The 15,049-nt window shown below is 60.8% G+C and carries 12 protein-coding genes; 10 read left to right on the plus strand and 2 right to left on the minus strand.

Going from position 1 to position 15,049, the window contains the following annotated elements:
- The 10 genes from MQW23_RS14370 (at position 1) to MQW23_RS14415 (ending at position 13,248) form a co-directional block, all read left to right on the plus strand.
- Positions 1-462, plus strand: a complete 462-nt coding sequence (locus tag MQW23_RS14370; RefSeq protein WP_252108883.1) for a tripartite tricarboxylate transporter TctB family protein — start codon at positions 1-3, stop codon at positions 460-462.
- Positions 463-493: 31 nt separating this feature from the next.
- Complete coding sequence (locus MQW23_RS14375; protein WP_252108884.1) at positions 494-2,020, plus strand: tripartite tricarboxylate transporter permease; 1,527 nt, start codon at positions 494-496, stop codon at positions 2,018-2,020.
- Between the two features lie 190 nt (positions 2,021-2,210).
- Positions 2,211-3,911 (plus strand): SulP family inorganic anion transporter, encoded by a 1,701-nt coding sequence (locus tag MQW23_RS14380; protein ID WP_252108906.1) that lies wholly within the window; start codon positions 2,211-2,213, stop codon positions 3,909-3,911.
- Positions 3,912-4,128: 217 nt separating this feature from the next.
- On the plus strand, positions 4,129-5,283 hold the full coding sequence (locus MQW23_RS14385) for a TAXI family TRAP transporter solute-binding subunit (RefSeq protein WP_252108885.1): 1,155 nt from the start codon (positions 4,129-4,131) through the stop codon (positions 5,281-5,283).
- A 46-nt stretch (positions 5,284-5,329) separates the two neighbouring features.
- On the plus strand, positions 5,330-7,336 hold the full coding sequence (locus MQW23_RS14390; protein ID WP_252108886.1) for a TRAP transporter permease: 2,007 nt from the start codon (positions 5,330-5,332) through the stop codon (positions 7,334-7,336).
- A 63-nt stretch (positions 7,337-7,399) separates the two neighbouring features.
- Entirely contained in the window at positions 7,400-8,545 is a 1,146-nt protein-coding gene (locus tag MQW23_RS14395; RefSeq protein ID WP_264297489.1) for a TAXI family TRAP transporter solute-binding subunit, read from the plus strand.
- Positions 8,546-8,708: 163 nt separating this feature from the next.
- A complete protein-coding gene (locus MQW23_RS14400) occupies positions 8,709-10,124 on the plus strand; it encodes an enoyl-CoA hydratase/isomerase family protein (RefSeq protein ID WP_252108887.1) in 1,416 nt (471 codons plus the stop codon).
- Positions 10,121-11,314, plus strand: coding sequence for an acyl-CoA dehydrogenase family protein (locus tag MQW23_RS14405; RefSeq protein ID WP_252108888.1), 1,194 nt, complete (start codon positions 10,121-10,123; stop codon positions 11,312-11,314). The genes MQW23_RS14400 and MQW23_RS14405 overlap by 4 nt, the downstream gene beginning before the upstream one ends.
- A gap of 10 nt (positions 11,315-11,324) precedes the next feature.
- On the plus strand, positions 11,325-12,446 hold the full coding sequence (locus MQW23_RS14410; RefSeq protein WP_252108889.1) for an acyl-CoA dehydrogenase family protein: 1,122 nt from the start codon (positions 11,325-11,327) through the stop codon (positions 12,444-12,446).
- 10 nt (positions 12,447-12,456) lie between these two features.
- Entirely contained in the window at positions 12,457-13,248 is a 792-nt protein-coding gene (locus tag MQW23_RS14415) for an enoyl-CoA hydratase/isomerase family protein (RefSeq protein ID WP_252108890.1), read from the plus strand.
- On the opposite strand, the gene MQW23_RS14420 is transcribed toward MQW23_RS14415, so the two are convergent.
- Both MQW23_RS14420 and MQW23_RS14425 read right to left on the minus strand, forming a co-directional pair.
- The gene (locus MQW23_RS14420) at positions 13,218-14,177 is read right to left on the minus strand and encodes an NAD(P)H-dependent flavin oxidoreductase (protein WP_252108891.1); all 960 of its coding nucleotides are present in this window, start codon (positions 14,175-14,177) and stop codon (positions 13,218-13,220) included. The genes MQW23_RS14415 and MQW23_RS14420 overlap by 31 nt on opposite strands.
- A gap of 114 nt (positions 14,178-14,291) precedes the next feature.
- Positions 14,292-15,049, minus strand: a 758-nt coding sequence (locus MQW23_RS14425) for an electron transfer flavoprotein subunit alpha/FixB family protein (protein WP_252108892.1), incomplete at its 5' end; no start/stop codon positions are given.

The following is a 15,049-nucleotide window of genomic DNA, read 5'->3' on the forward strand; positions in this document are numbered from 1 at the left end:
ATGAAAGCTCGCCTGCTCGACATCACTTACGGTGCCGTCTTTCTTGCCGGTGCGGGCTACCTCTTCTGGATCAGCACGGTAACTGGCACCGGCGCAAGTCGTATCTCCAGCGACCCCATGTGGTACCCCAAGCTACTGCTGGTTTTGCTGGCGATCTGCTCCGGGGCACTGATGTTGCGTGAAGCGCTCAAGCGTGGCCATCGGCGCGTACCTTCACTGGATTTTGAGCCCGTACTGATAGTACTCGCAACGTCCGGGGTCTATTTGGCGCTATTTCAGAAAGCCGGGTTCGTTCCGGCAAGCCTTGTATTGATACCACTAACCAGTTGGCTACTAGGGTTTCGTCGACCTCTCGTACTGACCATGGTGAGTATCGGCTTTGTAGCTTGCGTCTGGTACGGCTTTCACTATCTGATCAACATCACCCCTCCCGGGCCTGGCCTGCCAACGCTGGCAGGCTAGTCGGTTTTGCTGGCTCACAGGAGTCTTTGCAATGGATTCAATCCTGGCTGGATTACACCTGCTACTGGCGCCGGAGGCGCTGCTTTCGCTCTTCGTCGCCACGGTGGTAGGCATCATCGTCGGCGCCCTACCCGGGCTTGGCTCGGTACTCGCCATTACCATGGCACTCCCATTGACCTTCGTTCTTGGACAAGGCGCAAGCATCACCTTACTGCTAGGCCTCTACTGTGGGTCGGTTTATGGCGGCTCTATCTCGGCGATTCTGCTTAATACGCCGGGCACGCCTCAAGCGGCGGCTACGGTACTGGACGGCTACCCGATGGCGCGCTCGGGTCGGGCCGATCTGGCTTTGGGCTGGGCGACCACGGCGTCGGCCATCGGCGGCATCATCGCCACGCTCATCCTCTCCATTGCCGCACCGCTGCTGGCACGCGTCGGGTTAAAATTCGGTCCGATCGAGTATTTCGCCCTGGGCGTATTTGCCCTGACCTGCATCGTTAGCGTCTCAAAAGAAGACATGATCAAGGGGCTCATGGCCGCGCTGACCGGCCTATTCGTGGCCGTGGTCGGGCAGGACACCGTAACCGGCGCCCTGCGTTTCGATTTCAACTCTTTCGAGCTCTCGGCAGGTATCGGGCTGGTCCCGTTTTTGGTCGGTCTCTTCGCGCTGTCGGAAGTTTTCTGGCGAGCCTCCAAGCTTTACTCGGTCGAAAGCGTCAAGGCGGGAAAGTCACGCTTCACCTTCCCAGGCTTTGGCGAGCTTCGAAATCGCTGGAGTGTCCTGCTCAAATCCTCATTGATCGGGACTTGGGTCGGCTGCTTGCCCGGTGTGGGAGCGACGTCGGCTTCGATGGTGAGCTATGCAGAAGCCAAGCGCAGCTCGCCGCGACGCGCCAATTTCGGCAATGGCGAGCCCGACGGGCTGATTGCCTCGGAGGCCTCTAACAATGCCGTTACTGCAGGCGCCATGGTGCCTACGCTCTCTCTCGGCGTGCCGGGTGACCCCATAACCGCCGTCATGCTGGGGGCGCTGGCGCTTCAAGGCATTACGCCGGGGCCGCGACTGTTCATCGAGCAGGGCGATTTGATCAACTTCATCTTCATGGCGCTGCTGGTGGCCAACGCGCTGCTATTCGTATGCGGTGCGTTAATGACGCCACTTTTCTCGCGTATCCTTAAAGTGCCTGAGCCCATTTTGCTGTGCGCTATCGTGGTACTGGTTGCCATTGGCACGTACAGCATAAACGCGAGCACCTTCGATTTATTGATCATGTTCTGCGCCGGCGTTGCCGGGTTTCTACTACGTTATGGAGGCTTTCCCCTCGCACCTATCGTCATAGGCTTTGTACTTGGCCCGATGATCGAACAGAGCCTTCGCCAAGGACTGATCATCACCCGGGGTGATTTCCTTGCATTTTTGCACTACCCCATCGCTCTGGCATTTTTCATCCTGACCCTGCTTTTTCTTTTGCTGCCGATCATGCGCTCATGGCTAGGCTGCATTTTCGGCCAGCGCCAACGCAAGCTTGATAAGCAAGAGCACTCTCATGACCTTTAATGGCTACCATCTTTCTCAGCAGAATCGCAGCATTTCAAATAACGTTAAGGTATCTCGTATGAGCGTCAAAACGCCGGAGCGGTGAGTCATTAATTGGCACTAACGTTAAAACGTCGGACTATAAGCGCTGATTTAAAATAGATTATCCCTTACCCTCAATGTTCGCCCCATTCAATTGCTGAAAATCATTATGCTCAAGCGCTACTTCCCCATCCTCACTTGGCTGCCGCACTACCACCGAGGGCTTTTTAGCGCCGATTTATTGGCCGGGCTCATCGTGACGGTCATGGTGATTCCACAGTCGCTCGCCTATGCGCTGCTGGCCGGCCTGCCCGCGGTGGTGGGGCTCTACGCCAGCATTCTGCCGCAGATTTTCTATACCTTAATGGGCACCAGCCGTACGCTGGCGGTCGGGCCCGTGGCGATCATCGCGCTGATGACCGGCGCGGCGCTGAGCGCGGTCGCCGAGCCCGGCTCCGCGCTATATCTGGAGGCAGCGCTGGTGCTGTCGCTGCTATCCGGGCTCATTTTGGTGGGCATGGGCATTGCGCGCATGGGCTTTTTTAGCAACTTTTTGAGCCATCCGGTCATCTCCGGCTTTTTGACCGCTTCGGGCATTTTGATCGCCGCCAGCCAGCTTGGAAACCTGCTGGGCATCCAGAGCAGCGGCTTTACCCTCGTCGAGCGCGTCATGACGCTTGCGCCCAACCTGATATCCATCAATGTTTTCACGGTCGTGATCGGCGTGGGCACACTGCTCTTTTTGGTCGGTATGCGCCGATTTGGCAAACGGGCGTTTGCAAAAATCGGCGTTCCAGCGGGGCTTGCGGATCTTCTGACCAAAGCGGGACCGGTATTCGCCGTGATCGTGACTACGCTCGTCTGCTGGCATTGGGATCTGGCGTCACAAGGCGTGGCCGTAGTCGGCGACGTGCCCGGCGGCCTTCCCGCGCTCAGCCTTCCGCTGGGCGACATTGCGCTCTGGAAAGCGCTGTTTATTCCCGCACTGCTGATCAGCCTGGTAGGCTTTGTAGAGTCGGTCTCGATGGGGCAAATGCTCGCCGCCAAGCGGCGCCAGCGCATTTCACCCAATCAGGAGCTGGTGGGCCTGGGCGCGGCGAACCTGGCCGCCGGGGTGGCCAGCGGAATGCCGGTGACCGGCGGGCTTTCGCGCACGGTGATCAATTTCGATGCCGGCGCGCAAACGCCCGCCGCCGGCGCTTTTACTGCCCTGGGCATTGCGCTGGTCACGCTGGCTTTCACCGGCTGGCTGTTTTATCTCCCTATCGCCACGCTGTCGGCAACCATCACGGTGTCGATTTTAACCCTGGTGGACATTCCCATGCTGCGCCAGACTTGGCGCTATTCGCGCAGCGATTTTGCCGCCATGGCGCTCACCATCGTGCTGACGCTGGTGGAAGGCGTCGAGGCGGGTATTATCGGCGGCGTAACGCTCTCACTTGCGCTATTTCTCTACCGCACCAGCCGGCCACACAGTGCGCTGGTAGGGCGAGTGCCGGACACCGAGCACTTTCGCAATATCCAGCGCCACGATGTGCAGGCGCCGAAGAGCGCCGCGCTCTTGCGCATTGACGAGAGCCTCTATTTCGCCAACGCGCGCTACCTAGAAGATACCGTCTATAACCTGGTGGCCAGCCGCCCGGAAATCGAACACGTAGTTCTGATCTGTTCGGCGGTCAACCTGATCGACGCCTCTGCACTCGAAAGTCTGGATGCCATCAACGCACGCCTAAAAGACTCCAACGTCAAACTCCACCTCTCGGAAGTGAAGGGCCCGGTCATGGATCGGCTCAAGCAGAGCGACTTCTTGGATGCGCTTACCGGACGGGTGTTTCTGAGTACCTACACCGCTTGGCGCGAATTTTTCTGACGCTTCCTGAACACTGAATAGCCGGGTAACACCTGGCTTTTTTACGTCTCCCTCCCCTTACCCGGCCCTACAAACGTTGACGTTGACATTGGTCGCAAGGTATCTCTACTATCAATTGAAATATGCAAAACGAAGTACCGCTTAGCGGAACAACAAGTAACTAAATGTAACATACAAATCGCCATATCGGCCTATAACCACAATAAAGGAGCTCTCCATGCGCTCGCTTACTCAACGCCTGCTCATCGCTACTCTACCTCTTTCGCTCGTCGGCCCCGTGCTCGCCAATGAGGTCGATCTCCCGGGTACCATGGCCTGGACGGCCTACGGCACTAACTCCAGTGGCTACGCCCAAGCGGTAGCCATCGGCAACATGCTACAGAACGAGTACGGCTCGTCGGTCCGCGTACTGCCTGGCGAAAACGACGTGTCGCGGATGACACCGCTCAAACAGGGGCGTGTCGATCTTTGTGCTTGCGGTATCGCAAGCTACTACGGCGCCGAGGGCGTAATGATGTTCGCCGACCGCGATTGGGGCCCGCAGCCAATTCGTGTCATCACGACTTCGACTGCGTCCTTCGGGCTGTCGCTTGCGGTGGCCGGGGATCTGGACGTCGAGACGCCCGCGGATCTTGCCGGCAAGCGTATCGCCTATATCCGCGGTGACGATGCACTTAACAAGGGCACCGAAGCATATTTGGCCTTTGGTGGTCTCACCTGGGATGACGTAGAGCGGGTGGATTACCCCGGCTACGCGCGTTCCTTCGATGGCATCATCGCCGGCGACGTGGACGCCTCGTTCACCACCACCGTCACCCCGCCTGCCCAGCAGCTTGCCAGTAGCCCCCGCGGCATCAGTTGGCCGGTACTGGATCCAAACGACGAAGCGGGCTGGGAACGCATGGCCGCCGTTGCCCCTTATTTCCGTCCTCATGAAGTCACTGCCGGCGCCGGCGGTATCAGCCCGGAGAATCCGCTAGCCAGCGCCAGCTACCCCTACCCGATCGTGGTCGCCAATCAGGATTTGGAGGACAACGTTGCTTACGGATTGATCCGCGCGCTTCAGGAGCATTACGACGACTATAAGGATAACGCCCCTGGTGCCAACGGTTACGCGTTGGAATTCCAGGATCTGGAATGGGTGGTGCCGTTTCACGATGCGGTAGTCGAGTACTACAAGGAAACCGGCGCCTGGAACGATGACCTTCAAGCGCACCAGGACCAATTGGTCGAGCGCCAGCAGGTATTGATGCAAGCCTGGGAGACGTTCATGCAGGATGCACCCGACGATGACGATGCCTTCACCTCAGAGTGGATGGCTGCACGTGCGACCGCGCTAAGCGACGCCGGCTTCGAACCGGTTTTTGAGTGACTCGCCCGGGGCGGCGCTCGCCGCCCCTGCTGATGGACGACCCCCTATGACTACCCAGACACCACCTGCCCACCAGAATGGGCAGGTAAAAGAGAAGATCAGCCAGATTCGCGAGCTGCCCGCTGCGCTTCGCTGGATCCCCGCCGCGGTCACCGTCGCTCTGATGCTGATGACCCTGGACTACCTGTTCAATATGGGGCTTCTGACCTTCGTCACCGGCCTTGAGACCCAGTTCTACTACGCCGTGGTGGCGCTGCTACTGCCGCTGGTGTTTCTACTTTGGCCCTTGAGCGCGAGCCGACAGGAGCAGCCAATACCGTGGTACGACTATCTGCTCAGCGCCGTTACCCTGATCGTGGGCGGCTACTTCGTCTACAACGCCGTACCCATTCTGGAGCGCGGCTGGGCATTCTCGGCCCCAGAGATCGCCATCTACGCAAGCTACGCCTACTGGGTATTGATCATCGAGGCGGCGCGCCGTGCCGGAGGCTTGCCGATCGCTATCATCGCCGGGGTCTTTTCGCTTTACCCCCTAGTGGCGGATAAAGTGCCCGGTCCGATTCAGGCGTTTCCCTCGACGCTCGAACAGACCGCGATGTACCACACCATGAGCACCGAGAGCATCATGGGCGTGCCGCTGCAGGCCTTCGCGGGGCTGGTCATCGGTTTTCTGGTGTTCGGCGTAGTGCTACAGAAAAGCGGCGGCGGCAAGTTTTTCATCAACCTCGCCTTCGCGCTTCTGGGTCACGTGCGCGGCGGCCCGGCCAAGGTTTCTATCTTCTCGAGCGGTTTGATGGGATCGATGAGCGGCAGCGTGATCAGTAACGTTCTAACAACCGGTGTGCTGTCGATTCCGGCAATGCGGCGTATCGGCATGAGCCGGTCATTTGCCGGCGGTGTCGAGGCCTGCGCTTCGACCGGTGGTGTGCTGATGCCGCCGGTCATGGGCGCGACCGCCTTCGTTATGGCGATGTTTCTGGATATTCCTTACTCGGCGGTGGCGCTAGCGGCGGTCATCCCCTCGATCCTTTACTTTCTGGGGCTGTTCATACAGATCGATGCTTACGCCGCGCGCAACGACATTCAAGGCCTGCCCGAGATCGAGCTGCCCTCGCTAAAACAGACCCTGAAGGAGGGCTGGTACTTCGTCTTCGTTTTCGCCCTGCTGGTTTGGATGCTGCTGGTCATGCAACGCGAAGCCGTCGCGCCCTTCTACGCCACCGCGCTGCTTTTAGTACTCAACCAGCTCTCCAAACACAACCGCTGGGGCTGGTCGGATGTGACCGACACGCTCTCTTCAGCGGCCAAGCTCTTTGCAGAGCTGATCGCCATACTCGCTGGCGTGGGCATGCTGGTGGGCGCGCTTTCCATGACGGGTCTCTCAGGTACCATCGCCAACGACTTCATCAACATCGCCGGCGGCAGCGTCCCACTTCTGTTGATCATGGGCGCGGTTACAAGCTTCGTACTGGGCATCGGCATGACCGTGACGGCGGCCTATATCTTCCTGGCCGTGGCGCTGGCGCCGGCGCTGATTCAAGGCGGTGGGCTGGATCCAATGGCGGTACACATGTTCATTCTTTATTGGGGCATGTTGAGTTTCATCACACCGCCAGTGGCGCTCGGCGCCTTCGCCGCCGCCACGGTGGCCGGCGCCCGCCCCATGGCCACCGGCCTGCAGGCCATGCGCTTGGGCAGCGTGATCTATTTCATTCCGTTTTTGTTCGTACTCAACCCGGCACTGATCATGCAAGGCGCGCCGCTGTTGATTTTGGCCGTATTCGTGCAAGCGGTCATCGGCATCGTGCTGTTCGCTTCCGCCATGCAGGGCTATTTAATCGGGGTGGGCCGTTTGGGCTACGGCGTTGTGCAGGAGAGCATCATTCGCACCCTGGTGCTGTTGGCAGGGCTGCTGCTGGCACTACCTGGTGGCGGCCTGGTGCCGCTGAGCCAACTCGAGCTTATCGGTTTGGCGCTCGCCGCGCTCGTACCCGGCGTACTGCTCGCCCGCCTGAGCCAGCGCCGGCAAAAGCCGGCGCATCAGCCTGGCTAACGGTATTGGCAACGCGAAAAGCATGACAATGACAATCATAAAAATAGCTAAAAGGTGTTCATGATGAAAACAACCCTTAGATCACTTGCCGTCGCCGTGCTTTGTGCAAGCCCGGTGGGCATGCCCTTTGCCGGTGCGGATATGCCGACCACCTTGAACTGGACCTCTTATGGAACCGGCACCAGCGCCAATGCCCAAATCATGGCCATCAGTCAACTTCTGCAAAGCGAGTACGGCACGCAGTCCCGGGTGATTCCCGGGGAGAACGACACCATGCGCATGACCCCACTCAAGACGGGACGCGTGGATCTTTGCGCCTGCGGCATCGCCAGCTACTACGGCTCGGAAGGCGTGATGATGTTCGCGCGGCCAGACTGGGGGCCGCAACCTATTCGCGTCATCACTACCTCCATGGCGGGTTTTGGTCTCGGTATGGCGGTAGCGGGCGATATCGAACTCGAAACGCTGGCCGATTTAAAAGGCAAGCGGCTTGCCTACCTGCGCGGCGACGATGCACTCAACAAGGCTGCCGAAGCGTACCTCGCTTTCGCCGGGCTTACCTGGGATGACGTGGAGCGGGTCGATTTTCCCGGCTATAACGCCGCCTTCGATGGCATCATCAGCGGCCGCGCCGATGCGGCTATTACCACCACCGTCACGCCGGCAGCGCAGCGCCTGGCCGCCAGCCCTCGCGGTTTGCAATGGCCAGTACTTTCGGCCGACGACACGGCGGGCTGGGAGAGGATGCTTGAAGTAGCACCTTACTTTCAGCCTCACACGGTCACCTCAGGCGCCGGCATCGATCAAAGTGCGCCGCTCGCCAGTGCAAGCTATCCCTATCCTATCGTCGTCAGCAACGCAAACCTTGCCGACGAGACCGTTCACGGGCTCATCTCGACGATGGTCGAATCCTATGACGATTATAAGGACAACGCACCAGGCGCTAGCGGCTATGCGCTAGAAAACCAGAACATGGCTTGGGTGATTCCGTTTCACGATGCAGTGGTGGATTACTATCGCGATACCGGTATTTGGACCGACGCCATGGATGAACATCAGCAAGCTCTGATCGCGCGACAGACGCTGCTCATGGAAACCTGGCAACGCTATAAAAGCGATGCACCTCAGAACGAGGATGCCTTCATCGAGGGCTGGATGGAGCAGCGTCGTAGTGCGCTGCAATCAGCCGGCATGGCCCCGGTCTTCTAAATCAGAACGGTAGTTAGACGTTGGCGGTGCAACCTCTTCGTCATTAATTACATGATTGAAATCATCTTAATTTTGCATGGCGGAATATGGTTTCGCTATATTGACTCGCTGCGTCGCATTCGCCATGATTTGACGATCCATCATTTATTCAAGCGAGAAAGCCATGACCGTTTCTTACCAGCGCCAAGGGGATATTGGCGTCATTGAAATCGACAACCCGCCGGTGAACGCACTGGGTCACGCGGTTCGCAGCGGCTTGATCGCGGCGCTCGAGGAAGGCATTGCCGACCCGCAAACCCAGGCTCTGGTGCTTTTATCCAAGGGGCGAACATTTATCGCCGGTGCCGACATTCGTGAATTCGGAAAACCGTCGAAGCCTCCGGTGCTTCCTGACGTCATCAACGCATTGGAGGCCTGTCCCAAGCCGCTGATCGCAGCACTACATGGCACGGCCCTGGGCGGCGGGCTCGAGGTGGCGCTAGCCTGTCACTATCGCGTAGCGCTTGAAGGCACGCGTGTCGGCCTGCCGGAGGTAAAGTTGGGGCTATTGCCCGGCGCCGGCGGCACCCAGCGCCTGCCGCGCCTGACCGGCGTTAAGCTTGCGCTGGACATCATTACCAGCGGACGTTTCGTGAATACCGATGAAGCGCTCCACGCGAACATTATCGACGCTTTGAGCGATGCCCAGACGCCACTGGAGGCGGGCCTCGAGGCAGCGCGCGAGGCCTTGGCCGGGCGTATCACGCCGCGCGTCACCGGCGAGCTGCCCGCCCCGCAGGCGGACCCGGAAGCCGTGACGACAACCCGTGATCGACTTCAAAGTGAAACGCCCGATCTTTTCTCGCCCTTTCGCATCATTGAGGCCGTAGAAGCCTCTACTACCGCGACGACGCTCGCCGAAGGGCTCAAGCGCGAACGCGAGCTGTTTCTGGCCTGCATGGACTCCCCCCAGCGTGCCGGCCTGATTCATCTATTCTTTGCCGCGCGCAGCCCGCATCTGGTCAGCGGCGTTGAAGACGCGACTCCCTTCGAGCGTGTGGCGCTCATCGGCGAGCACCCGTTATTCGAAGCGCTTTCGAAAGCCGTTTCCCGCGCCAATATCTCGCTACTCGAGGCGCCGGATGCGCAAACCGAGCTCTGCCTGATCGCCCCGAACGCAGAGAGTGACGCCTGCCCGCCAGGCGCCGTTCGCGTCACACTTCAAAGCGCCTCGGACGGCTGCCCCGACACCGGGCTTGGCTTGATCCTCGCCAACACCGGTGCTTTTCACGAGCTGGTCGACTGCAACGATGACGCGCTTGCCCACCAGCGCACCGCGCTGACGCTCAAGGCACTGCGCGTCAACGTGGTTGCAAGCCGCCGTCACAGCATACTGGCCACGCTCAAGGGCGCTCTCGAGAACGCCTCTGCAGGTGAGAAGCGGGCCTCACTTGAAGCCGCAAGCTTGGGCATCGCCGAGCGCGGCGAATGTTTTCGCCCCGCCGATATCGACCTGCTGGCCGTCGAGGCGCTCGACTATCCGCGCGCGCTCGGTGGTCCACACCGACAGGCCACGCTGAGCGACAAGGAGTCGTCATGAACCTGACCTTTACCACCGAAGAGCAGCGCTTTCGCGCCGAGGTTCGCGAGTTTCTCGCCGACTCGCTGCCTGACGACATTCGAAAGCGCGTGCGCCTTGGCCGACACCTACGCGCCGATGATCACCTGCGCTGGCAGAACATACTGAGCCGCCAGGGGTGGCTGGCCGCCAACTGGCCCGTCGAGCACGGCGGCCCGGGCTGGGGCCCGGTACAGCGCCATATCTTCGATGAAGAGTGCGCCGCCGCTCACGCGCCGACCGTCGTGCCCTTCGGCGTCAACATGGTGGCACCGGTTATCATGAAGTTCGGCACCGCCGAGCAGCAGGCGCGCTACCTGCCGCGCATTCTCGATAACCAGGACTGGTGGTGCCAAGGCTACTCTGAGCCTGGCGCCGGGTCGGATCTTGCGAGTCTCAACACTCGCGCGGTACGCGAGGATGATCACTACATCGTCAACGGTCAGAAGACCTGGACCACCCTGGGCCAGCACGCCAACATGCTGTTCTGTCTGGTGCGCACCGATCCCGCTGCCAAGAAACAGGCCGGCATCAGTTTCTTGCTGATCGACATGCAGACACCGGGCATCACGGTGCGGCCGATCGTAACGCTCGATGGCGCCCACGAGGTCAATGAGGTCTTTCTCGACAACGTGCGCGTACCGGTCGAAAACCGGGTGGGCGAAGAGGGCCAGGGCTGGACCTGCGCCAAGTTCCTGCTCACCCACGAACGCACCGGTATCGCCGGGCTTGGCCATGCCAAGCAGGCGCTCGTCCACCTGAAATCGCTGGCAAGCCGTATCCAGCATCGCGGCAAACCGCTGCTCGAACAGCCAAGCTTTCGCCAGCGCGTGGTCAAGGCCGAGATCGAGCTGATGGCGCTGGAGGTGACCAATCTACGCGTGATCGCCGCCGCCCGCGACGGCGGCGCCCCCGGCGCCGAGAGCTCGCTCTTGAAAGTGCGTGGATCAGAACTTCGCCAGGAACTCAGCGAACTGACGCGACGAGCGCTGGGACCTGCCGCGGTGGCGTTTTTTCCCGAGTTTCTCTACCAGGATGAACCGCTGGACGAGGCCTACGCCGCGAGCGCGGCGGCAAGCGCCCAGTATTTCAATCGGCGCAAACTCTCGATTTACGGCGGCGCCAACGAGATACAAAAAGGCATCGTCGCCAAGACCATTCTAGGTATGTAAGGGGAGCGCCATGGATTTCGCATTGACCGATGAACAGCGCATGCTCGATGAGACGCTGACCCGCCTGGTGGCCGACAAGGTCTCCTTCGAGCAGCGCCGCCACATGCTTAACGCTTCTAAAGCCGGTGCCGACGACCCTCTTTGGCAGAGCTTTGCCGAGCTTGGCCTTCTGCATATGCCCTTCGATGAGTCGGTGGGCGGGCTCAATGGCGACGGCACCGATCTGATGATCATCCTGCAGGCTCTGGGCCGCGGTCTGGTACCGCAGCCCTACCTATTTGGACTCGTACTGCCCGGGCAGCTTTTGGCGCTGACGGCCAGCGCCGAGCAGCGGACCCGTTGGCTAGACCCTCTGCTTAGCGGCGAGCATCAGTTGGCGCTCGCCTGGCAAGAGGTTGCCGCACGTTACGATGCCAAGGGAATCACCACCACGGCGCGCCGCGAGGACGATCATTGGCGCCTCACCGGCCAGAAGACGCTGGTCATGAACCTTGAGTCGGCCGCAGCTATCCTGGTCACGGCGAAACTTGATAGCGGCAAGCTGGGGCTGTTCGTGGTGCCCACCGACAGCATCGGCGTATCGGGCTTCAATTACCGCACGATGGACGAGCAGAGCGCCGGCGATCTGACGCTGGAGGACGTGGTGTTAGGCGTCGAGCACTGCCTGAGCGAGGACGTGGAAAGTGCGCTGGACGAGGTACTCGCTTTGGGCCGGGCCGGGCTCTGCGCCCAGGCGTTGGGCGCCATGGAGTCCGCCTGCGACCAGACCCTTGAGTATCTCAAGGATCGCAAACAGTTCGGCGTGCCGCTTGCGACGTTTCAGGCGCTGCAGCACCGCATGGTGGACATGCACCTGCACCTGGAGCAGTCGCGTTCCATGACGATCCTGGCGGCCACCAGCCTGACGCTCGATTCTACTGATCGTGACTATAAGATCGCCGCCGCCAAGGCCTACTGCGGCGAATCCGCCCGTTTCATCGCCGAACAGGCGATCCAGCTACATGGCGCCATGGGCATGACCGACGAGTGCAATGTCGCAAGCGTCGCCCGGCATCTTGTGATGTTCGATCACTACCTGGGCGATTGCGATTTTCATCTTGAAACCGTCAGCGATCGAATCGACGCTGCCTAAGGAGCTTTGCATGTCGTCCTACCCCGACGAAGTGGTCACCGTCAGCGCCGTGGAAGAAGGCGTTGTCGAGGTGGTGATCAATCGCCCGAGCGTGCGCAACGCCTTGAACGAAGAGACTGCGCTGGCGCTTGGCGATGCCTTGAAAGGCGTTGCCGAAAATGCTGATGCGCGCTGCGTGATTCTGCGCGGCGAAGCCAGCGCGTTTTGCGCCGGTGCCGACCTTGGGGAGTTCGAGAAGGCCGGTGCTCAGCCGGCCAGCGAACGATTGGCGCGGCTTTTCCTGCCCGCTCTAAAAAGCCTGATGGCCATGGAGAAACCCGTGATCGCTGCGGTGGGCGGAGCGGCAGCGGGTATTGGCGTCTCCTACGTGCTGGCAAGCGACATGGTGGTAATGGGCCGCTCGGCCTACTTGAAGCTTGCGTTCATCAATATCGGTCTTATTCCCGATGGCGGTGCCAGCTGGCATCTGGTGCGCAAACTGGGCCACACTCAGGCTTTCGAGATGGCCGCACTGGCTACCCCCATTGATGCAGAGCGCTGCCGGTCGCTGGGTCTTGCCAACCGTGTCGTGGACGACAACGAGGTCGTGGCTCAGGCACGTGAGCTGGCAAGCCAACTGGTCAAGCAGTCATCCCAGGCGCTAGCGGCCACCAAACGAGCGCTTCGCAGCGCCCAGGAGTTCTCTCTTGTCGATACCATGAAGCTCGAAGGCGAGCTTCAGGATCAGTGCAAGGCATCAGACGAGTTCAAGGAACGGCTCGCGGCGTTTCGTCAGAGCCGGCGCAAGGCGTCCAACGCCTGACGGTAATCGCGCGATAATGTGGCGACCGAGGTCGCCACGCTCTCCAGTGAGTCGATCGACCCCACGCCCTGCCCCGCACCCCATATATCCCGCCAAGCCTTCGCCTTGCTGCTGCCGCCGGAGCCATAACGCATGGCGCTCTTGTCGCCCTCGGGAAGCGCGTTCGGGTCAAGTCCCGCCGCCTCGATGCTCTGACGCAGATAGTTGCCGTGCACCCCGGTAAAAAGATTGGTGTAGACGATATCTCCCGCTGCAGCCTCCAGCACCATCTGCTTGTACGACGCCTCGGCGTTGGCCTCTTGAGTTGCGATAAAGCGGGTGCCCATGTAGACCATGTCAGCGCCCATGGCGCGGGCCGCCGCGATCTGCTCGCCGCGTGTGATCGAGCCGGCAAGCACTAGCGGCCCATCAAAAAAGGCGCGCACCTCCGCCAGAAAGGCGAAGGGGTTGAGCCGACCGGCGTGGCCTCCGGCGCCCTGACAGACCAAAATCAAGCCATCCACGCCGGCCTCGACGGCTTTTCTAGCGTGGCGCAGCGTGGTGACATCGTGAAAGACCTGCCCGCCATAGGCGTGTACCTGCTCCACCACCTGGTTCGGCGCGTGTAGGCTGGTGATCACTAGCGGCACCTCGAACTCGGCGCATAGCGCCACGTCGTGCTCAAGGCGGTCGTTGGTCGGATGCACGATCTGGTTCACCGCAAACGGCGCCGCCGGTGCGTCGGGATGCTCATCGCTGTACTGCCGCAGTTGCTCGCTGATCTGTTCAAGCCATTGGCGCAGCGCCTCTGCCGGGCGAGCGTTGAGCGCGGGAAAAGCACCGATGATACCGGCCTGGCACTGGGCAATAACGAGCTCAGGGCCGGAGACGATGAACATGGGAGAGCCGATCACTGGCAGCGCCAGCGAATCGGTAAGATCGTTCAGCATGGTCAGCTCGCAGTCGAATCAGGTGAAAATAAAAGGTGCCACAATCGAAACGGCCGGCAAGCGCCGGCCGCAGACATCGTTACCACAAGAGGCCTTCGAGGGCCTCCTGCGCTGCTAGAGCTTGCTCTCGAGCTCCGGCAGCAGCTCGAACAGATCCCCCACCAGCCCGTAATCCGCTACCTGGAAGATCGGCGCTTCCTCGTCCTTGTTGATCGCCACGATCACCTTCGAGTCCTTCATCCCCGCCAGGTGCTGGATCGCGCCACTGATGCCCACCGCGATGTACAGATCCGGGGCCACGATCTTGCCGGTCTGACCCACCTGCATGTCGTTGGGTACGAACCCTGCGTCCACCGCCGCCCGCGAGGCGCCGACCGCCGCACCCAGCTTGTCGGCGATGCCGTCGAGCAGCTTGAAGTTCTCGCCATTGCCCATGCCACGGCCGCCGGAGATCACCACCTTCGCGCCCCCCAGCTCCGGGCGGTCGGACTGCGCGAGCTCTTCATTGACGAACTGCGACTGGTCGTTGTCGACCACGGTGTCCACTGTTTCGATGGCGGCGGCGTTGTCGCTACCCACGGCGTCAAACGCCGTGGTGCGCACGGTCATCACCTTGAGCGCGTCGTCGCTTTTCACCGTGGCGATGGCGTTGCCGGCGTAAATCGGCCGCTTGAAGGTGTCCGGGCCGTCGACCGCGACGATCTCGGAGAGCTGGCTGACGTCCCTGAGCGCGGCGACCCGCGGCAGCACGTTCTTGCCCGTGGTCGAGGCGCTGGTGAGAATATGGGTGTAGTCGTCGGCCAGCGCCACGATCAGGGCACTCAGCGGCTCGGCGAGCTGGTGGGCGTAGACGGCGTTATCCGCCAGCCGAA

This window comes from Halomonas sp. S3-1-1 (genome assembly GCF_023757625.1).
In the GTDB taxonomy this organism is placed as follows: Bacteria; Pseudomonadota; Gammaproteobacteria; order Pseudomonadales; family Halomonadaceae; genus Vreelandella.

Coding starts and splice junctions, on each gene's coding strand:
- MQW23_RS14375 (WP_252108884.1), top strand. CDS start 494: ATGGATTCAATCCTGGCTGGATTACACCTGCTACTGGCGCCGGAGGCG.
- MQW23_RS14415 (WP_252108890.1), top strand. CDS start 12,457: ATGTCGTCCTACCCCGACGAAGTGGTCACCGTCAGCGCCGTGGAAGAA.
- MQW23_RS14395 (WP_264297489.1), top strand. CDS start 7,400: ATGAAAACAACCCTTAGATCACTTGCCGTCGCCGTGCTTTGTGCAAGC.
- MQW23_RS14370 (WP_252108883.1), top strand. CDS start 1: ATGAAAGCTCGCCTGCTCGACATCACTTACGGTGCCGTCTTTCTTGCC.
- MQW23_RS14400 (WP_252108887.1), top strand. CDS start 8,709: ATGACCGTTTCTTACCAGCGCCAAGGGGATATTGGCGTCATTGAAATC.
- MQW23_RS14390 (WP_252108886.1), top strand. CDS start 5,330: ATGACTACCCAGACACCACCTGCCCACCAGAATGGGCAGGTAAAAGAG.
- MQW23_RS14405 (WP_252108888.1), top strand. CDS start 10,121: ATGAACCTGACCTTTACCACCGAAGAGCAGCGCTTTCGCGCCGAGGTT.
- MQW23_RS14380 (WP_252108906.1), top strand. CDS start 2,211: ATGCTCAAGCGCTACTTCCCCATCCTCACTTGGCTGCCGCACTACCAC.
- MQW23_RS14420 (WP_252108891.1), bottom strand. CDS start 14,177: ATGCTGAACGATCTTACCGATTCGCTGGCGCTGCCAGTGATCGGCTCT.
- MQW23_RS14385 (WP_252108885.1), top strand. CDS start 4,129: ATGCGCTCGCTTACTCAACGCCTGCTCATCGCTACTCTACCTCTTTCG.
- MQW23_RS14410 (WP_252108889.1), top strand. CDS start 11,325: ATGGATTTCGCATTGACCGATGAACAGCGCATGCTCGATGAGACGCTG.